This is a genomic window from Photobacterium indicum, assembly GCF_003026215.1.
In the GTDB taxonomy this organism is placed as follows: domain Bacteria; phylum Pseudomonadota; class Gammaproteobacteria; order Enterobacterales; family Vibrionaceae; genus Photobacterium; species Photobacterium indicum.
Window position 1 is genome coordinate 682760 of record NZ_PYOC01000001.1, and the last position, 21494, is coordinate 704253.

General features: G+C 41.0%; 16 protein-coding genes. 7 read left to right on the top strand and 9 right to left on the bottom strand.

The genetic code is table 11. The features are described 5' to 3' along the window. Positions 1–15: 15 nt before the first annotated feature. The 6 genes from C9J47_RS02940 to C9J47_RS02965 all read right to left on the bottom strand — a co-directional run bounded on the left by C9J47_RS02940 (position 16) and on the right by C9J47_RS02965 (position 8826). A complete protein-coding gene (locus C9J47_RS02940; RefSeq protein ID WP_107252172.1) occupies positions 16–2112 on the bottom strand; it encodes an ABC transporter permease in 2097 nt (698 codons plus the stop codon). Between the two features lie 137 nt (positions 2113–2249). After that, positions 2250–3284, bottom strand: coding sequence for an ABC transporter substrate-binding protein (locus C9J47_RS02945; protein WP_006230468.1), 1035 nt, complete (start codon positions 3282–3284; stop codon positions 2250–2252). A 444-nt stretch (positions 3285–3728) separates the two neighbouring features. Continuing rightward, on the bottom strand, positions 3729–5054 hold the full coding sequence (uhpC, locus tag C9J47_RS02950; protein WP_107252173.1) for an MFS transporter: 1326 nt from the start codon (positions 5052–5054) through the stop codon (positions 3729–3731). Between the two features lie 100 nt (positions 5055–5154). Then, positions 5155–6768, bottom strand: coding sequence for an MASE1 domain-containing sensor histidine kinase (locus tag C9J47_RS02955; protein ID WP_107252174.1), 1614 nt, complete (start codon positions 6766–6768; stop codon positions 5155–5157). A 3-nt stretch (positions 6769–6771) separates the two neighbouring features. Continuing rightward, positions 6772–7398 carry a response regulator gene (locus C9J47_RS02960; RefSeq protein WP_107252175.1) on the bottom strand — a complete coding sequence of 209 codons (627 nt, stop codon included), beginning with the start codon at positions 7396–7398 and terminating at the stop codon, positions 6772–6774. Positions 7399–7593: 195 nt separating this feature from the next. Continuing rightward, on the bottom strand, positions 7594–8826 hold the full coding sequence (locus tag C9J47_RS02965) for an ammonium transporter (protein WP_211321678.1): 1233 nt from the start codon (positions 8824–8826) through the stop codon (positions 7594–7596). 1129 nt (positions 8827–9955) lie between these two features. Between C9J47_RS02965 and C9J47_RS02970 the strand changes: the two genes are divergently transcribed. Then, entirely contained in the window at positions 9956–11869 is a 1914-nt protein-coding gene (locus C9J47_RS02970; RefSeq protein ID WP_107252177.1) for a methyl-accepting chemotaxis protein, read from the top strand. Between the two features lie 99 nt (positions 11870–11968). On the opposite strand, the gene C9J47_RS02975 is transcribed toward C9J47_RS02970, so the two are convergent. Further along, complete coding sequence (locus C9J47_RS02975; protein WP_107252178.1) at positions 11969–13369, bottom strand: tryptophanase; 1401 nt, start codon at positions 13367–13369, stop codon at positions 11969–11971. A 496-nt stretch (positions 13370–13865) separates the two neighbouring features. Further along, a complete protein-coding gene (locus tag C9J47_RS02980; protein WP_006230450.1) occupies positions 13866–14189 on the bottom strand; it encodes a hypothetical protein in 324 nt (107 codons plus the stop codon). A gap of 673 nt (positions 14190–14862) precedes the next feature. Here C9J47_RS02980 and C9J47_RS02985 point away from each other — a divergent pair. Next, on the top strand, positions 14863–15060 hold the full coding sequence (locus C9J47_RS02985) for a S1 domain-containing protein (RefSeq protein WP_006230449.1): 198 nt from the start codon (positions 14863–14865) through the stop codon (positions 15058–15060). 138 nt (positions 15061–15198) lie between these two features. Here C9J47_RS02985 and rsgA read toward each other — a convergent pair whose 3' ends face one another. Further along, positions 15199–16239 (bottom strand): ribosome small subunit-dependent GTPase A, encoded by a 1041-nt coding sequence (gene rsgA / locus C9J47_RS02990; protein ID WP_107252179.1) that lies wholly within the window; start codon positions 16237–16239, stop codon positions 15199–15201. 537 nt (positions 16240–16776) lie between these two features. Here rsgA and C9J47_RS02995 point away from each other — a divergent pair. Genes C9J47_RS02995 through C9J47_RS03015 form a run of 5 tightly spaced genes read left to right on the top strand, consistent with a single transcriptional unit; the run spans position 16777 to position 21425 of the window. Next, positions 16777–17874 (top strand): cytochrome c oxidase subunit II, encoded by a 1098-nt coding sequence (locus C9J47_RS02995; RefSeq protein ID WP_107252180.1) that lies wholly within the window; start codon positions 16777–16779, stop codon positions 17872–17874. A 37-nt stretch (positions 17875–17911) separates the two neighbouring features. Continuing rightward, positions 17912–19714, top strand: a complete 1803-nt coding sequence (gene ctaD, locus C9J47_RS03000; RefSeq protein WP_107252181.1) for a cytochrome c oxidase subunit I — start codon at positions 17912–17914, stop codon at positions 19712–19714. Continuing rightward, the gene (locus C9J47_RS03005; RefSeq protein WP_107252182.1) at positions 19707–20333 is read left to right on the top strand and encodes a cytochrome c oxidase subunit 3; all 627 of its coding nucleotides are present in this window, start codon (positions 19707–19709) and stop codon (positions 20331–20333) included. Before ctaD ends, C9J47_RS03005 begins: the two co-directional genes overlap by 8 nt. 14 nt (positions 20334–20347) lie before the next feature. Continuing rightward, on the top strand, positions 20348–21091 hold the full coding sequence (locus C9J47_RS03010; RefSeq protein ID WP_107252183.1) for a heme-copper oxidase subunit III family protein: 744 nt from the start codon (positions 20348–20350) through the stop codon (positions 21089–21091). Between the two features lie 10 nt (positions 21092–21101). Continuing rightward, a complete protein-coding gene (locus C9J47_RS03015) occupies positions 21102–21425 on the top strand; it encodes a cytochrome C oxidase subunit IV family protein (protein ID WP_107252184.1) in 324 nt (107 codons plus the stop codon). Positions 21426–21494: the final 69 nt, after the last annotated feature.

Sequence of the window (21494 nt, forward strand, 5' to 3'; positions counted from 1 at the left end):
TATTATCTCCAATCGTTAGTCTTGGTTGTTGGCTTTTGAACGGGATACGCGGGCTTCACCCACAAGGGAATCAAAGATCAATATAATGGCTAGCATGACGAAAATCAGTACTGAACCATAAGCGATGGCAATGCCGTATTCGCCATCTTCAACGCGGTTTAAGATATACGATGTTGCTACGCGGGTTTCTGGTGTAACCAAGAAGATGATGGCGCTTACCGTGGTCATTGCGCGCACAAAGCTGTAGATCAATGTTGATAAAATAGCCGGACGCAATAGTGGAATTAAAATATGGGTAATCGTTTTAAATGAATTAGCACGTAAGCTTAGTGATGCTTCGTCAAGTGATTTATCTAATTGCCCTAAGCCTGCAATACCGGCACGAATTCCTACCGGAATATTGCGCATCACCATCGAAATTACGACGATGACAGCGGTCCCTGTTAAATAAATTGGCGCATCGTTAAACGCTAGAATGTAAGAAACACCAGCTACCGTACCCGGTACCGCGAAACAAAGCATGGTGGCGAACTCAATCACTTTTTTGCCATGAAATTGCTGGCGCACTACGATGTAGGCAATTAATAAGCCGAATAGGGCAGTCAATGGAGCTGCAACACCTGCATAGGTCATGGTGGTAAGCAATGATGGCCATGCTCCTTCGCTAAAGCCCATACCAAATAGGTTGATGTAGTTGTCTAGCGTTAAGCTGTAATCAACTCCCCAGTTAACGGTAAAACTGCCGAAGACAATGCTGCCGTACAGTAAGATATTGAATGCCATCCAAAAGTACAGTAAACCAGAAACGCCATATTTAAGCCCCGTTGGCAAGGGTTGTACATCACCACGGTAAGATTTTCCGGAAATGGTTACGTAAGAACGTTTACCAATCCAAATATACTGGATAACGAAAATAGCGAGAGAGAATATTAATAGTACCGCACCCAAAGTACTGGCAGATGCATAATCAAGCTGCGCACCAGCAATGTAAAAATATATCTGAGTGGCTAATACGTCGAAGCTTCCTCCTAGTACAAGCGGGTTACTGAAATCAGCTAGCGATTGCACAAAAATAATTAGAAATGAGTTAGCCAGTGCAGGTTTAAGTAATGGCATTACAATTTGAAAGAATGTTTGATAACGGTTTGCACGAAGAGTGTATGAAGCCTCTTCTAAGGATGGAGAAAGCGATTTCATTGCACCATCAAGGATCATGAAAGACATTGGTGAAAAGGCTAAAACTTGTGCCATCCAAATCCCAGTGAAGCCATATAACCAGTTAGTGTGTTGTAAGCCAAACCAATCAACCATGAGCTCAGTAATATACCCAGAGCGTCCTAGCATTAACGTAACACCAAGGCCGACAACAAAAGGTGGGGTAACAATGGGTAATATTGAGAAAACACGTGCGATAAAGGCAGAACGCTTAGCAATTCTGGTGGTATAAATGGCGAATACAAGACCAAAAATAGTCGCGACAACGCCTACTGAGGTACCCAGCATGATGGAATTTAAAATGATCTGAATAATTTGCGAGCGACCTAAAATCTCAACAAATTGCCACATCACTAAGTTACCCATGTCATCTTGAAACATAGGTACAAAGATGGCGATACTTGGATATATAATAAAGATACTGATTAGTGAAACAATGCTAACCAATGCACCTATAACAAAAATATCACCGCCGAGATATTCTAGTCGAGCTAAAGCCAGTGTTATTACACAACCTAGGCTGATGAATAAGACGATAGTGGCATAGCCTAAGCCTTGTTCGGTGTACCAAGATGACAACAATGTAAATAACACACAGAAACCAGCATAGCTGATATCAAATTGGTGACGTTTTTTTGCGTATTTGTCTTGTGCCTGAAAAGGGCGGACCAACAGTACTAAAGGCATGGCAAACCATAGCCATGAAATGTTCATTCCACTCCAACCCATCGCCTCTTTAAATTCTTGAGACGTCGATTCGAATACACCGTAATCGAGGGAAAAAGAGGGCAATAACACAAAGGCTCCGATCAAAGCGATGATCCAATAAAAAATGGGATCGCGTTGATCTGAACTTTGAAGCTGCCTTAAGTCTGATTCAGCTGCTAAGTTATTCATTGTTAATTACCAAAATCGAGTTGTTTAATTAATGTGTTCATTAACATTGAGGTGTAAAAATCCCCAAGAAAAATCTCGTTATATTGAATCTTGGAAAAGTGAGCAGCACTCAGTACTGCTCAAATATTACGGGGGAATTATTCGCCCATTTTAACGATGTTTACCCACTTGTTGATCAGGCGTTTACGTTCGGTAGACGAACCGTAGGTTTCCATGTCGTAGTCAATAAGAGACAAAGCTTTTAGATCGAGCGCATTGGGTGATTGAGTTGCTTGAGTATTGGTCAAAATTTGGAATGACTTGCCTTTTTGCCATGCTAGTTGTTGGCCATCTTTAGACAGTGCCCAGTCAACAAATAACTTAGCGTTATCAATATTGCGAGCACCTTTTAGTATGCTGATCCCGCCGATTTCGTAACCAGTGCCTTCACAAGGAGAGATAAGTTCTAATGGTGCACCTTTTGATTGCTCTAATGAGTAATCGTGTAAGAATCCGATACCAATTGCGATTTCACCTCGCGCAGCGTTGCGAGATGGAGTAACGCCAGATTTGGTGTACTGGGAGATATTGTTATCAAGATCTTTAAAGTATTTAAATGCTTTATCTTCATCCCATAATTGAATGAAGGTTGCCAGTGCTGTGTAGGCAGTACCTGAGCTTTGTGGATCGGCAATTTGGATTTCATCTCTGTATTCTGGCTTGGTTAAATCACTCCAGCAAAGTGGCACATCTAAGCCTTTTTCTTCTAAGCGTTTAGTGTTTACGCCAAAGCCTAAAATACCCATGTAAACGGCAGATGAGTAATTGCCTTTACGCTTGGCCGGATCTTTAAAGTTATCCATGATGAATTCAAGTTGTGGTGATTTATAGGCCTGCAGTAAGTCCATTTCACCCGCTTGAGACTGTGGATCTAATGTGCCGCCGTACCATACATCGGCACGAGGGTTTTTCTTTTCTGCTTCAATTTTCGCTAATGTACTGCCTGAACCATTGCGAATAAAAGATGTTTTCACGTCATATTTTTCAGAAAACGCCTTGGTTTCAGCTTCACACATGGCATTAGTAGCGCTGCAATATACAACTAACCGGCCTTCTGCCATTGCCGTTGGTACGGCAAATGCTGAGCCAATGATACAGGCCGCTAACAGACTATATTGGGTTCTAGCTTTCATTATTATGTCCTCTGTTTTTATTATGAATGCAGTGTCATAGAGCGATGGTAGGTGACACTGTGTTCTTATCGCATCCCGCGATAAATCTTTATACCCAAGCTACCTCAAGATGCAGGGTTCAGAGTGATCTCAGCGTGTTTAATTCAAGGAAAATGTGTGTAGGAATGGCATTCCCTTTCAAACACATTTGACACAGAAGTAGATACGCTGAATCACTCCCGAAGGGCGAGTTTTGTTGGGCTCTATGCGGTGTTACTTATTTTCAACGTAGAACGACTAGGTCTATAAATAAGTGCCTTGCCTAGAGTCCAACAAATTCTCGCTGAAACGAGCATCTTGAGGTAACTTGGGTATATCATCCAACAGCCTATAGGCTATTGGGTAACTTTATTCAGAAGCTAGATAACGCCAGTTTAGTTTGCACACATAAGGCGGTTGATCATACTAAGTAGCAGTAATTGAAGGCTGCTGTGCTTTAACAAAGGGCAATATCAGCAGGCCAATAGAGGCGGCAGAAAATGTAATTATGCTGAAGAAACCATCCCAACTAAATTGCTCGATAACCAATGATATTGGGTAGCTTGCTAGCGCGGCCCCTAGATATCCAAACAAGCCGACAAATCCAGTTGCTGTTCCAGCAACACCTTTATGTGAGCATTCGGCAGCAGCCATTCCGATCATCATTTGTGGGCCAAAAATAAAGAATCCAATGGAGAAAAAACAACAAGCCAAGACTGAAAAGTTATTCATAGGTGTAAGCCATAATGCGGCCACAGAAATGAAAATACCCAATGCGAAAATTAAGTTCATAGGGGCACGATTCCCATGAAAGAATCGATCTGAACCCCAGCCACCAAACAATGAACCTAAAAACCCTCCGATTTCGAACATTGAAACGGCGGCATTGGCTGAAAATAAATCAAAATCATGACGTTCAATTAAGTAGAGATTTCCCCAATCGTTAATTGCAATGCGTACCACATATACTAAAAAATACGAGCTACACAATAACCAGATATATTTGTTGCCAATGACATAGGTTTTCAATATTTGGCGAAAAGATAGCCCACGGCCTTCTTGTTCTTGTAATAACTCTAATTCATCGTTTCGCCATTGCCCTACGGTTGGTAACCCCATGGTTGTAGGCTTATCTCGCATGCGAAAACACAGTACAATACCCACTAAAATTGCCAGAATTCCGGGGATAATAAAGCCATATCGCCAACCCCAAGTCATGGCGGTAAAACCAATACCCAACGGGACTAAAGCTCCCCCTAAATTGTGACAAGTATTCCAAATTGACCACCAAAAACCACGTTCTGTACGGGAATACCATGTAGTGAGCAATTTGGCACAGGGGGGCCAACCCCAGCCTTGAAAAAAAGCATTCAATGTCCACAAAATGGCAAACATTGCCAGAGATGAACTTAAACCAAATGCAATATTGATGATTCCGGTGGCGATTAAGCCTAATCCCATGAAATAACTTGGTTTAGACTGGTCGCTGACCATGCCAGAAACAAATTTTGATACGCCATACGTGATATAAAATAGGGTGCCGAGAAAGCCGATGTCTGAATGCTCTAAGCCAAGATCAGCTAACATAGCTGGCATGGCAAAGTTGAGACTTTTTCGGGTGAAATAAAACATGCCATAACCGATATACATTGAAAACATTAAATGCAATCGCCAGTATTTATAGGTGGCGTCGATTTGTTGTTTATCGGTTATTATTCTTGTAGGTTGCTCTGATGTTAGGAAACCTATCATGGCGGCGCTATCTCCCTATTGCCTGAATGAATAGTACGGAAAGAATTACGATAAAGAATGAGACAGGTTTGTAAATGACTAGGAAAAATTCCTAGATTATTTAACTTGAGGTGATTTTTGTGGGCAAGTTAACAATAATTCGAGTGCCTTTATTGGTGTCGAATGTATTGTTAGCTTGATCTGTGTGGCTTTTATTTTGCCCTATGTAGAGGTCACCGCCTAGAGCACTAACTCGTTCTTCTATTCCTTTTAAACCTAGCCCCTTGCTACGCCAATTCGTTGGTAAGCCGCAGCCATTATCTCGTAATTCAAGACTAAAAATATCGCCGGGTACTAAGCTCAGCTGTACCTCTGTGGCGTGTGAGTGCTTGGTGACGTTATTTAATAGCTCTTGCACAATGCGATACAGCGTGACTGTCGTAATGTCATCGAGCTTGTTGGTGGCAATACCAATATTGATTTTAAAATCGATCTGACGCTCAGCAAATTTCATTTCGTGCGCAAGCTGGCGTAATGCGCTTTCCAGGCCTAGCTCATCAAGAATATGGGGGCGTAATTGGGTTAATAGTTGTTTGGTTGTGCTGTGTATGCGCATGGCTAACGTATTGATTGTTTGTGCGTTATTTTTTGTATTCAGTTCTTGGGTTGTTCGGTCGACAAGCATGGCTTGGATTTGAATGGCCGTAATATTCTGGCCAATTTCGTCGTGTAGTTCCCGTGCCACTGATTTTCTAATGTTTTCTTCAACTTGTACTAATTGGCAAGCGAGATATTGTTTGCTTGCAAGTTCATCAGCCAGATCTTTGTTCGCTTGTTGTAATTTTTGGGCTAGCAGGTATTGGCGGCTTATCGCGATCCCTAATCCGAGCCCGACTAAAGCTTGCGTTGTGATAAAAATTTGTAATTCTTGGTCTGTAGTAAATGAGCCTGAAATTTGACGAGCAGTTGTGAGCAAGATGCTGTTCATTACCGTAGCAAGAACGCCACCCTGCCAGCCATAGTGATAAGCCATAAAAATATTAGGTAGCAGAATGATCAATAACCCGAGAGGTTTCATTTGATCTAATAGTGTGAGTTCAGCAACTAGCCCAATACAGAAAAAAGCAATACTCCAGAGTAACGCCGAAGGGCGAAGGGTGATTTCTTTATGCACTAATGTTGGGCTTAATGGTACCCAGATTTTATGATGGAGATAATCATAAAGTAGATACAAGAAAGGAGTCAGCAATACACCGCCAGTAATGGAGGCAATCGTACACGAGAAGGCATATTGAAGTGATAAATCTAATGGCTTTATTAGTAATAGAATCATGACGCCCATGATTACGCCATGTGCTAAGACCAATAACACTAAGGCGAGTAATTTCTGCCAATAGGTTGTTAGTTTTCGCCAATTATGAGTAAAAGGAATCGCGAGGAAATAGCTGAAGAATGGACACAATAATAATAATATGTCTTGAGGTTGGTGGTTGATGATAGACAGTAGCCATGCTGAAATAAGGCATTCACTAATGACAAATAATCGCCAATAGCGGCGAGCGGTTAAAACAAATACCGCAAGTCTTAATCCGCTGGGAAGAAATAACCCTGCAAGTAGTAAATCAGCGGAGAGGTAGCTGCTGATACTCCACAAGCAAAACCAACTGATGCTATAGATAATAAAGCTAAAGGAATACGAAAAATAACGATTACTGAGGTGCTCTGCTTGGTTCATAATTTATTCGGCGAGTAATTTATGTTGAAGCGCAAAACGAATAAGGTCGACGTTATTAGACAGCCCCAGTTTGCTGAGAATATTAGCGCGATGAACATGAATGGTTTTATAGCTAATGGAAAGTATGATGCCAGTCTCTTTAACATCTTTACCCTGAATAAGATGAGTAAAGACCTCGTATTCACGCTTGGTTAATGCGTCTAAGGCCTTGGGCGCGACAGGTGCATTACTGAGGTTAAACAAGGCATCGGCGCAGAGGTAACGATCACCATTGGCGACGGTACGTATGGCCGTCACTAATTCTACGGGACCACATCGTTTAGATAAGTACCCGCATGCGCCAGCTTCAATTGCTTTACTTACAAAAGACGCTGAATCATAAATACTAAGAATAATGGCTCTAAAGTTAGGATGTTTTGCGCGCAGTTTTTCTAATAGTACTAGGCCACTTTCATCGGGCATTGAGATATCAATAACCGCAACATCGATATCAGACACTGACAATGCTGTATAGGCTTCACTTGCACGACCATATTCACCCCTTACTTCAATATCAGATTCGACATTAAGCAACTGAGCAAAACCGGAACGTACCATAAGGTGATCGTCGACTAAGGCTACTGTAATCATTATGGCATCCTAATTATATAAATTACATCGTCGCAAAAGTGAAACAGGCATACAAATTAGAGTAGGTTTAGATGTGATGGTAGTCGCGAAATAGTGCTATAGCGTACAATAAATAAAACCACACGTTGTGTGTGGCTCATTGAATGATTTTTATATTTTCAACTTATATTATTTTGGGCTATTGTTCTTGGCTTTTTAATCGTCGCTAACAGACCCGATTTTGTGGATAGCTAAATCAGCACCGTTGTATTCGTCTTCGTCAGTTAAGCGTAAGCCGACGGTTTTTTTGATGATACCGTAAACAATGAAAGCGCCGATAACCGCAATAGCAATACCAGCCAGTGTACCTATGACTTGGCTTGCTAAACTCACACCACCTAAACCACCGAATGCTTCACTACCAAAAATACCCGCGGCAATACCACCCCAAGCACCACATACGCCATGAAGTGGCCATACACCTAGTACATCATCAAGATGAAGACGGTTTTGAATATAGGTAAATAGCCATACGAAAAGCGCACCGGCAATAGCACCAGTCACTAAGGCGCCAATGGGGTGCATAAGATCAGAACCTGCACATGCAGCAACCAGACCCGCTAAAGGACCGTTGTGAATGAAACCTGGGTCATTTTTTCCAACAAAAAGGGACGTAAGAATACCGCCAACCATCGCCATCAACGTATTTACTGCAACAAGGCCACTAATACTGCCCATTGTTTGTGCCGACATAACATTAAAGCCGAACCAACCAATAGTTAAAATCCAAGCCCCCAAGGCGAGAAACGGAATATTAGATGGGGCAAAGGCAATTAAACGTCCACCACGGTAGCGACCATTTCGAATACCCAACATGGCAACGGCAATCAGGGCTATCCAACCACCAACAGCGTGCACAACGACTGAGCCCGCAAAATCATGGAACCCAAAACCAAATGTTTCGGTTAACCAATTTTGGAAGCCGTAATTACCATTCCACATGATGCCTTCGAAAAACGGGTAGATAAAAGCGACGATAAAAAAGGATGCAACGAGCATGGGGTAGAAGCGAGCCCGTTCTGCGATACCACCAGAAATAATGGCGGGAATGGCTGCTGCAAACGTCATTAAGAAGAAAAACTTCACTAATTCGTAGCCATTAATCGCACTTAACTGCTCTGCACTTGAGAAGAAAGTGACGTCGTACGCGACCCAGTAACCAATAAAGAAGTAAGCAATCGCAGAAAATCCAAAATCAGCAATAATTTTGACTAAAGCGTTCACTTGGTTTTTTTGTCTAACGGTACCGACTTCTAGAAAGGCAAACCCTGCGTGCATGGCAAGTACCATGATCGCACCTAATAGAATAAACAAAGTGTCAGAACTTTGAACCAGTGTTTCTACAGCATGACTAATATTGTCCACAAACGTCACCACATCCTTGTACATTAATATTGTGTTTGGGTATTTCTATTTGTTATATGCATGAAATATGCTAATTGTGTATCAAGCATATTTTATGCCAGTATGAACCATAATGGGGTGTCATATTGGTGCATATACATATTGATAGTGGTAACTGTTTGTTTTTGAAAAGGCTGTGATTGTTTATAGCGCACGTAATTCGTGCATTAGAAATAAAGAGAAGAGTGTTTTTAAAATATACCGCTTAATATGCAACACTGATTTTCGGTCCATATTGGTGCGGTGAATAATGAGTTCGCACTTAATTGGTGCGTGTGAGCATATACCCAAGCGACCTCAAATTTTCGCTGAAACGAGTATCTTGAGGTAACTTTGATATAGATATTGGCAGCAAAACCCCAATGGAAATTGCGAATACTACTATGGTTGATATTATTTTGCATAAAAATGAATTCTACATATTAGGTTAATAAATAATATCCACGCTCTATTAATAAATGTTATGTTTAATCGGTAATGTTAAAATCTTATTGCTTTAATTTTGTTAAATAAATATTTATATATTTGAAAATTATTTGAGATATTCATCAGCAAGCGAAGAAAATTTTTTTGGTGATTTTTTAATGTGAGCTAATTTCTAATATAGATAACACGCTTTCGCACCCAAAACTCCCCATTGAATCAATACCTATTACTGCAATTTTGTCATAGAAGATATTTTTCTTCTGGCACGATAAATATGTATTTCGGATGTATATAATTTTCGCTTTTCATTGAAAACACTCCCATGCGTGAGAAGCATCACTTTTTTTATAAACTTTAGTTCTTATAATCAATTGTATGGATGGGTTTATATGCTTTGATTCTAACTAATTATGTTGCGCTTTGTGGCTGATACTAGCTTCGCTAGTCAATCACGGCATTTTCCACAACGAAAAAAGTGAGTTCATTTTTAGTATGTCGCTGAGGTTCTCGTCGTTTATTGATATTTACCATATAAATACTTAATAAAAATAATCAAATGAAAAGTCTTGGCTGAGGCTGGATTATTTACAATAACACCGTTAATTATGAATATAAGCTCATAACTGTAGCGCGATGAAAAAAACATTAATAATTATAACAGAACGTATTTGAAGAGTATGAGGATTACGTGAATATATTATCTAGTTTTAAGGGCCGTATTATCGCGGTTGTCGTTTTATTATTAACTGCTTCTTTAGCAATTTCGACCTCTCTTTCCTATCGCCAACTTTCAACCTCAATCCTGAGCAATATTGATGAATACTCAATGCTTAAAATTGACAGCTCGTCCGATAAGATTACTGACTGGTTTCAGACCATAAAAGAAGGTGTTGTTGCAACAGCACCAGACTTCGCGACTGATCGCGGTGATATGCAACTTGCTCTAATGGTAAAGCAAATCGCGAACGCAACCCAATCATCAGATATAGTGGTGGGCTTTGAGGACGGCCGCTCTTATGGCGCTCAAAGTGGTATGCGCAGCGTATTTATCTACGATCCGCGTACACGAGGTTGGTATAAATCGGCCAAGCAGAAGCGCAGCACAGTAATTACCGGAATCTATACAGGGGCGTCATCGGGCAACCTGATGGTCAGCATTGCAGAACCTTTTTTCGATGGAGACAAGTTTCGTGGTGTTTTACTTGCTGATATCGAGTTGAGCCTTCTTACCGATGTTGTTAATCAGTCTCCCTTCCCCGGAGCAATGACTGGTTTATATGACAGCCAGGGTACAACTATCGCTTCAACTGGCGAAGTCGATGTTCCCGGTAAAACGAAACTGTCTGACTTCCCCGAATTAGCAGAACTAGAGCGTAAAGTTCTTACTAGCGCTAGTGGAATTTTTAACTACAGCTTAGGTGGTATTGAAAAAATAGCTTACTTTCAAACTATTGAGCTTGATAAAGAGACCCACTGGCACCTGTTAGTAGGTATTGATAAATCAATGGTTTACGCAGAGGTCGATGAGGCGTTGGAAACATCTTTATTCACTGCTGGGTTATTAATTCTCTTTGCTTCCGCGATTATTTTGTTTGTGCTGAATCGGCTGTATCGACCAATTCTTGCGTTAAAAAGTACAATAGTCGAGTTATCACAAGGCAATGGTGATCTTACCCGACGCCTTGATGTGTATACCAAGGATGATCTGGGCCAAATCGCAGAAGCTGTAAATGCCTTCATCGGCAACTTACAAGCGATGATGCTGGAAGTATCCCAATCTAGCGAACATATTTCAGAAGGTATCGAGCAACTCAAGACCCAGACCGAGCTTAATGATACCGTCTTAGCCTCTCACTCTGTAGAAACTGATCAGGTGGTAACCGCAGTAAATGAAATGAGTTCGACGGCAGACAGTGTATCGCAAAGCGCTTCTCAGTCTGCGGCATTTACGAAAAATACCAGTGATGAAGCTGAGCAATCTAAACGTGTGGTTGACGGTGCCGTAAGCAGTGTAGCCGCCTTGGTTGATGAAGTTGATGCCATGGCACTCAATATTCAAACCATGAGTGATGATGCTCAAAAAATTGGTTCTGTGCTTAGTGTTATTGGTGAGATTGCCGATCAAACTAACTTATTAGCTTTGAATGCAGCTATCGAGGCAGCCCGTGCCGGAGAGCAAGGGCGTGGGTTTGCGGTCGTAGCTGACGAAGTACGAGCTTTAGCTGCAAGAACCCAACAGAGTACATCTGAAATTAACGAAATGTTGAGTAAGTTGCACCAAGGAACAAGCTCAGTCGTTACGGCTATGGACGACACTAAACGTCGCTGTCAGGAAACTGCTGACACAACTTCCAACGTAAACGATAGCCTAGATTCAATGGCGACATCAGTGGTTCAAATTAATGATCTTGGGATCCAGATTGCCGCAGCTGCAGAGCAGCAAAGTGTGGTAAGTGAAGAGATCAATCGCAATATGACGGCAATTCAGGACATGGTTGGCCAGCTTACCGACAATGGTGCACAAACCATGGATAGTACGCGTAACCTTGCAAGCAGCAACGAACAACTGGCGGCGATCGTAAATCAATTTAAGTTAAAGTAACTTGGGTATAAGACGTTTATTCGCTACGGTTATTCTGGTTTAGTAATGAGCTATTTCTATATGAAATAGCTCATTTTACATTTAGTTTATAAGCAGAAATTACTTAACGGGTTTTAATTTAGCGGTAAAGTGGCGTAGTACAGGTGGTTCATACTCAAAGGTGAGACCTCGAATTTCACTTGCTCGTTTTTTGACTGCGATTAATGCATCGGCAACGTAATCCATATGATCATTGGTATATACACGACGCGGAATAGTGAGGCGCATTAATTCTAATTGCGATTCTTTTTGTTTACCTGTTTCAGGATCTCTGCCTAGTAATAACGAACCAATTTCTACGGCTCGCACACCAGATTCTAAATAGAGCTCATTACATAATGCGTGAGCAGGGAATTGTTCATTGGGGATATGAGGCAAAATTTTGGTTGCGTCGACAAAGACAGCATGGCCGCCCGTTGGGTATTGAATGGGTACCCCAGCTTCTCGTAAACGTTCACCTAAGTATTCTACTTGGCTAATACGATAGTGAAGGAAGTCTTCATCTGCACCTTCATATAAACCACGGGCGAGGGCTTCCATGTCACGCCCAGCCATTCCGCCATAAGTGACAAACCCTTCCATTGGTACACAACGAGTTCGTACTGCTTGGAAAAGATCTTCATGATCACGAATACAGCATAAGCCTCCAATATTGACCATTGGATCTTTTTTAGCAGACATCGTTAGCATGTCACCATAGCGATACATTTCGCGAATAATCTCAAGAATGGATGTATCGGCGTATTCAGGTTCGCGTTGCTTTATAAAGTAGGCATTTTCGCAATAGCGTGCTGAATCGATCACAACTGGAATATCATTCTTTTTCGCAATCTCGTATACCGCACGCATGTTAGCCATTGAAACGGGTTGCCCGCCTGAACTATTACATGTCACCGTGGTGATAATGGCGGCAATATTGTGCGAGCCATAGATTTCAATGGTTGATTGCAGTTTATCGAGGTCGAAATTTCCTTTCCAGTCGTCATACGTTTCTGTATCAAACGCTTTTTCAGTCAGTACATTAATGGCTTTGCCGCCATTAAGCTCGATATGGCCTGCGGTTGTATCGAAGTGGTAATTCGATATAAAGACGGGTTTATCACCACCACGTACTGTTTTCATTCGCTCTATTAAGCACGGAAATAATATTTGCTCTGCACCGCGCCCTTGGTGCGCTGGAACCGTCAGTTTGTAATCAAAGAAATGTTTTACAGCATCGCATAAATTAAAGTAGTTGCGGCTTCCGGCATAAGATTCGTCTCCCATCATTAAGCCTGCCCATTGCACATCACTCATTGCGCCTGTGCCTGAATCTGTCAGTAGGTCGATATAAACATCTTCGCTTCTTAACATGAAAGGGTTATAACCCGCTTCAATTAAAGCTTCACGTCGATCTTCTTCGTTTGTCATACGGATAGATTCAACCATTTTAATGCGGAACGGTTCTGGTATACGTTTCATTGATATAGCCTCAATAACAGCCGTTATGCCGATTGTGCTTTTTCTACGTTGTTAATAATAAAAATGGCAATAACGGATTCAATAAATGATCAACAGTAATGCTTATCTAAAGCATAGCGCTGTTGGTACTTTTGAATTGGCTTGTTGGTGTACAAGCGCTAGATAACAAGAAGGCTTATGCGGAAGGGAAGTCGTGGCTCAGGCGAAAATCTTGGTTGTACCAGCAAGACAGCATTAATCTGTTGTCTGGCAGAGTAGGTGGAATTCGGTGCATGTCGTCATCCTTCCTTTGACTGCGGGAAATATCTATTTGGCTTAAACAGAAGTAATAACTGATGTAAAAGGCAAATGGAACATGCTTAATAGTATAGAAGTGATGAATTAATGTTGTGAAGTTATTCATATTTATGGCGTACAACAGTCGCGATTAAAGTCCTTTTGTCGCGACAATTTAGGGTGTTAAGTGCTGTATTTTAGTATGCATATATCCATATTATTATGAGCGGTTAGATGAAATAAAACGCTGAGTTGAAACTGTAGTGCCATCTTCATCAGAAACTTCGAATGTCATTGAACGAGCCGCCTCAAACGAGCTATATACAAATACTCGACCAGATTCAGATGTGGTGTAGTGCTGTTTTTGACCGCCTTTAACAGTAACGTCTAAACCTGCTTGAGGTGCGCCATCTTTTTCTACTGTTACCCAAGCCCCGCCTTTTTGTGGCGTAACAATCAGGTTTAGACCTTGATTGACACTTGCAAGTGCTGAGCCTGAAAAAAGAGTTGTTGCAACGATGAGGCTTGCGATTGTTTTGTTCATGATTTTCCCTTTTATGAGTTGTTTTAATTTGTTTAACGCAGCTTGTCTGCGTGTTGATATTCATAATAGGTGTGATTTAGATCTCTTTCTATGGTGTTTTTTAGTTCAAGTTGTTCGAAATAATTGAGTAATAATTTGAGTGTTAATCCGGTCATGGTGTTGAGAGAAGCGTGCATAAACGAGAAATAGACATTTTATTACAAAGATAGGGAAGGGTGCTTAGGAGAGGGGGTTGTAATTTAAATCTTTAAAATCAATGAATTATCGTTAAATTGATATTTAGTGTGATTTTTATCACGTTTTATTGCAATAAAAATATTTACAGACAGATAAATTACGTTTAATGTTTATCTCGTCTGCAACTCAGACCTAATCAATGATTTTTTCAAAGAACACTTCGCACTTCCTGCTTCTCGCCAAAGCCTGCTGTAAAGAAGAAAATTAAAGAAGATCAAATGAATGATTTCTTTCCACTGCTATCGTTAATGTTGCGAACGATAATGCGGTGATGAGCTATTGAGTAGGGTGAACTCTTAGCTGTAAAGGAATAAAGGTCAATGAGTTAAAAGATATTTTCCGCCACAAAGATGTGAGCGGAACTAACTATCTACTCAATTTGATATGCCTCAAACATAACGCTCTAAAGCATTGTTTGGGTAAAAAGGAAATAATTATGACTTCACAAACTGGTATTATCCGTAGCTTTAACTCTGCTGACAACAATGGCCTAATTACATGTGATCTTGGTGGTGATATCCGCTTTGATGCCTCAAGTGTAAATGGCGGTTTACCTGTATCAGGCAGCCTTGTTGAGTTCATCATGGATGACTCTTCAAACAAGCTTCAGGCGATTAAAATTCGTTTAATCTAAGCGAATAGTTAACTCACTTAAGAGTTTATTCATACGGTATAACCGTATTCAAGTAACCAGTAATGAAAAGTACCATTCACTAAGTATTTACTGGTTTCCTTAATCCTCTTTGCTATTCCTTTCTTTCTATTAAACGAATTATTTTCCCTTGTTCTCTCGTGCACTTGTTTGCACTGATTTGTACATTTTACTTAGGTTTTTATTTTTACTGCGCATTTCTGCAATTGAACTTCCGTTACGCTCTTGCTCTCTTAGCAATTTAAAGTAATTATTTAATCGACGCTCATCTAGCTGTCCAATAGAAATTGCCTTCTGTACGGCGCATTTGGGTTCTGCTTGATGCTGGCAATCAGCAAAGCGGCATTGCTGAGATAACTTAGCAATATCACTAAATGTTTCTTCAACGCCTTGTTCGCAGTCTGAAATTTGCAACTCTCGAATACCAGGAGTATCAAGAAGTAATGCCCCTGTTGGCATAATGTGCATCGACCGACTCGTGGTTGTATGACGGCCTTTACTGTCATCTTCTCTTACGCCGCCTGTTTCTTGATCTTGACTCTGTATTAAGGTGTTAACCAATGTGGATTTCCCCACACCAGATGAACCAACAAATGCGACTGTTTTACCCTGCTTACACCATGGTTTTAGTGTTTCGACACTGTCTGTATCAAGGCTGTTAACAGCCTCGACCATTAAGAATGGATCAAGCGCTTGCACTTGTTGCTTAAACGACTCTGGCGTATCACAACAGTCTGCTTTTGTTAAAATAATCACGGGTTCACATCCGCTGTCGTGTGCAATAGCAAGATAGCGTTCGATACGACTTAAATTAAAATCTTGGTTGAGTGAGTTGACGATAAAAAGTGTGTCGACATTGGCTGCAATTAACTGTTCCGAGACTTTACTGCCCGCGGCTTTACGCGAGAGTAAGGTTAGACGGTCGAGTAATCTTATTAGTTGTTGTTCACTATCAAGTAATATCCAATCCCCAACAGTTAACGTAGGCATACTCGGTCTGATCTCAAGAGAAAAACTCCCCGCTTTAGTTTGAATAACATAGAGACTACGATGGTGCGCAAGCACTCGACCAATCTGGCAATTTTCGAGTTCTTCTAATGACAACTGCTGCTGAAAATAAGCATGCCAACCAAGTTGTGGCAATGACAATGTTGAATTCATGATGATCCGTGCAATTTTTGCTTTTTAAACATAACATAATATTGTAATTGAGTTCAGTTTTGTTTAATTGAATAAAAACGACAGAATGTGAAATATCCTTGTCTCACAATTGCGTAAGCAGATTAGATTGCAGTTTTTTGGGTCGCGAATTTAAATGAACCCCACTAAGATTATACCCAAGTCACCTCAAGATGCAGGATTCAGAGTGATCTCAGCGTATTTAATTCAAGGAAAATGTGTGCAGGAATGGCATTCCCTTTCAAACACATTTGACACAGAAGTAGATACACTGAATCACTCCCGAAGGGCGAGTTTTATTGGGCTCTATGCGGTGTTGCTAATTTTAAATGTAGAACCACTACGTCTATAAATTAGCACCTTGCCCAGAGCCCAACAAATTCTCGCTGAAACGAGCATTTTGAAGTGACTTGGGTATAGTGACAAGATCATTGCCGAAATATGTGATGACTTCTTTTTAAGGGGTATTTTTTATTCATAAAATCAGGGATATGATCAAGAATAATTAGAGTGTTTTCTATGGTTATTGCCATTGCATTAATCGTTATTGTAATTGCATCTGTTGCTTTTCATTTTCTTAGCCCATGGTGGCTAACCTCTGCTGCGTCAAATTGGTCACAAATCGACAATCAGTTAACACTAACCCTTATTATTACGGGGGCTTTTTTTATAGTAATCAACCTATTGATTGCTTTTTGTGTCATAAAATTCCGCTATAAGCCGGGTAGGAAATCTGCCTATCAACCTGAAAATAAAAAACTGGAAGCGTGGCTAATTGGCTTAACCACTGTCGGAATTGTGGGATTACTCGCTCCCGGTTTAGCGGTATATGGTGAGTATGTTAGCGTGCCAGATGACGCAAAACTGGTAGAGGTTGTTGGTGAGCAGTGGAAGTGGAGTTTTCGTTTTCCCGGTGAAGATGAACAGTTAGGGAAAAGTAGCATTCAATGGGTAAGCAGTAAAAACCCTTTGGGTATTGATCCTAATGATCCCGCCTCTCAAGACGACAAAGTTATACTTAGCCCCGAATTACATCTTCCACTTTTTTCGCCTTATAAAGTATTACTGCGTTCTAAAGATGTTTTGCACGATTTTAATGTACCTCAGTTCCGAGCCAAAATGGATTTAGTACCCGGTACGGTTTCATATATTTGGTTCACTCCAACGAAGCGAGGTAGCTATGAGATTCTCTGTGCTGAGCTGTGTGGTGTAGGGCATTTTAATATGCGAGGAAGAGTGATTGTCGAAGATGATGCGCAATTCGGAAGCTGGCTCGCGACTCAACCTACTTTTGCTCAAACTCAAGATCCTACTCGTAAAACACAGGCTGACCCAGTTGAATTAGGCAAAACACTTTCGGAAGTGAATGGCTGTATTGGTTGCCATAGTTTAAATGGTAACCCTGGTGTCGGACCTACGTGGTTAGGTTTATATGGAAAAACGGAAATTATGTCTGATGATGCAAGAGTGGTGGTCGACGAGGCATATCTGCGTACATCGATACTTAACGCTAAAGCTGAAATAGTAAAAGGTTATCCCGCCATCATGCCTGTTTATCAATTTGATGATCAGGAAGTTGACGCCATTATTGCTTATATCAAATCTGTATCTAAGTAATTTATATCACGATTTTTTTGAATGAGACAAGCTTGTTATGACTGAACATCATTCTTCGAATTCAGCAGATTCAGACGCTTATGCTCACAGCTTTTGGCGCAAATATGTGTGGAGCCAAGACCATAAAGTTATTGCCATTCAGTATACGCTAACGGCGATTGCGATGGGGCTGATTGCACTCGTTTTATCATGGATAATGCGTTTACAGCTTGGCTTTCCAGGGCAATTTGATTTCATCGATGTAAATACTTACTACCAGTCTATGACATTGCACGGCATGATTATGGTTGTGTATTTACTGACAGCACTTTTCTTGGGGGGCTTTGGTAATTACTTAATTCCATTAATGGTTGGCGCACGGGATATGGTGTTTCCGCTATTAAATATGTTGAGTTATTGGTTCTATCTTCTGGCTTCTCTGATCTTAATTGCGAGCTTCTTTGTGACAGGTGGACCAACAGGTGCTGGTTGGACGTTATACCCCCCTCAAGCGATTATGCCTGGCACGCCGGGTGTTGAGTGGGGCATTGTACTGATGTTGATCTCACTTGCAGTGTTCATAGTAGCAGCGACGTTAGGTGGGCTAAATTACGTTACCACAGTATTACAAGCTCGCACGGAAGGCATGACATTACTGCGCATGCCCCTAACAGTATGGGGGATCTTTACAGCTTCAATTATGGCGTTATTGGCTTTTCCTGCGTTATTTGTTAGTGCCGTTATGATGTTGTTTGATAAGTTATTGGGGTCCAGTTTCTTCATGCCTGCCATTGTTTCTATGGGGCAATTAACGGAATACGACGGCGGCAGCCCTATTTTATTTCAGCACCTTTTTTGGTTTTTTGGTCATCCCGAAGTGTATATCGTTGCTTTGCCAGCCTTTGGGATAGTGTCTGATCTTATTAGTATTCACGCACGTAAAAATATCTTTGGTTATAAAATGATGGTTTGGGCTATTTTAGCCATCGGTGTTCTTAGCTTTGTGGTATGGGCCCACCATATGTATGTTAGCGGTATGAATCCGTATTTCGGATTCTTTTTTGCCACTACCACCCTCGTTATTGCCGTTCCTACTGCGATAAAAGTGTATAACTGGTTGCTCACATTATGGCGAGGTAATATTCATTTAACCTTGCCGATGCTGTTTTCTATTGCCTTCATGAGTACCTTTTTAATTGGTGGTTTAACGGGGTTATTTCTTGGCAATGTTATTGTTGATATTCCGTTATCAGATACATATTTTGTTGTCGCTCACTTTCACATGGTGATGGGGGTTTCCCCAGTATTAGTCATATTCGGTGGTATTTATCACTGGTACCCGAAAGTGACAGGGCGGATGCTTAATACGGCAATGGGGCATTTTCATTTCTGGATAACCTTCTTGGGCACTTATGCTATTTATTTTCCAATGCATTACTTGGGAATATTGGGTGTTCCCCGTCGTTATTATGCGTACGAAAACTACGATTTCATTCCTGAATCGGCACAAAGTTTAAATGCTTTTATCACTGTAATGGCGTTGATTGTAGGCGCGGCACAGCTAGTGTTTCTGTTCAATTTATTTTGGTGTGTATTTAAAGGGAAAAAAGCTGCAGCGAACCCTTGGTCTGCAACATCTTTAGAATGGCAAACACCAGACACGCCTCCTAAACACGGCAATTGGGGCTTACATTGTCCGATCGTTTATCGCTGGGCGTATGATTACAGTGTCCCCAATGTTAAAGAGGATTTTATTCCACAAAACATACCGCCAGAGCAGGTGCTAATGGAACATGTAGATAGTTCAATACCTGAAGAGGGGGTTAAGATACCCATAGACAAAGGGGATGGTGATGAATAAGCAACATCATTCAAACAAGAAATTGGAGCCTGAATCTAAAAGCACATTAACGCCAGATGCCACCGAGAATTACTTACCTGCCGATACCTCGTCACCTGCCATTATAGGGTTATGGGTTTTTATGGCAGTTATCACTATGCTGTTTTTCTTGTTTACAGTAGCGTACAAAATACGTATGTCGTTAAACGATTGGCAGTCATTAAGTGAACCTTGGCAGCTCAGCTTAAGCACTGCTATGCTTTTGATGAGCTGTGTTGCGATGGCTAATTGCCGTCGTAAAGCCGCATTGTTACCATCGGTAGTGGCTTGTCGTTCTATATTAATCGTGGCGGTGTTGTTCACCTTAGGGTTTGTTTTTACTCAGCTTTGGGCGTGGCAATATTTAATAGACCAAAATATTACAGTCGACAATAATCCAGCCAACAGCTTCTTTTATCTTTTAACTGGCCTGCATGGATTGCACGTACTGGGTGGGCTTGTAGCTCTGTTTTTAGTGTTATATAACGCTAAAAAAGGGCATGCAAATTCACTGTATCAGTCATTACATTTATGTACTCGGTACTGGCATTTTTTATTACTTATTTGGTTGTTTTTATTAGGGCTATTGCGATTTACATAGTGAGGTAAACGCATATGGCACACTTGCCATCAACACCACAAGCATCAAGCGCAAATATACCAGAATCCTCTCTTCAATCTGACTGTAGTTCTAGTGGGTGGCTGTCAGTCGTTGACGATTTTTCAGCAGATCGAGCCGTCTTCAAAATATCGCCAAATAAAACCATGATGTGGTTTTTTTTACTCAGTGATATTTTTATTTTTGGCAGCTTTTTAGTTGCCTACATGTCAGTCAGAATGACCACTACCGAACCTTGGCCACTTACCAGCGACGTTTTTGCTTTAAACCTTGGCGGTCAAGATATTCCATTAGTTTTAATCGCAATCATGACCTTTATTCTGATTACCAGCAGCGGCACTATGGCTATGGCTGTTAATTTTGGATATCAAGGTCGACGTCAATTAACCGCTGCATTAATATTTATTACGGCATTATTTGGTATCGCTTTTGTCGGTATGCAAGCATTCGAATGGACCAAATTGATCGTGGAAGAAGGCATTCGCCCATGGGGGAATGATCTAGGTGCTGCACAGTTTGGTGCCAGTTTCTTTATGATCACAGGATTTCATGGATTGCATGTCAGTATTGGCGTTATCTACCTGCTGACAATAGCGTGGCGAGTGTGGCGTGGGCGATATGAAAAAACGCAATCAAATGAATCAAATAATCGTTATGAAATAGTCGAAATAGCTGGGCTTTATTGGCACTTTGTCGATTTAGTGTGGGTATTCATCTTTGCCTTTTTCTATTTATGGTAAGGAGGTCGTCATGCATGCAACACAAGCTCATCAACAGCACCCTATAAGCCTTTATTTGAAGGTGTGGGGATTATTGTTTTTACTTAGTACCTTGTCATATATGGTTGATTACCTCCATGTACAAGGCATATTGCGCTGGTCGCTGATTATCATTTTCATGTTATTGAAAGCGGGATTAATCGCGAGTATTTTTATGCATATGTTATGGGAGAAATTGGCGTTAGTTTGCTCTATTTTTTTACCGCCTTTGGCCTTGCTTGTATTGCTTACATTAATGGCGACAGAAGCAGAATATATATTTAGCCTTAGAACGCTATTTTTTACATCGACATAGTGCTGGTTCGCCATAAAAATAAAAAGCCAATCATTATAAGTAATTGGCTTTTTACTCAGTGGAATTCTA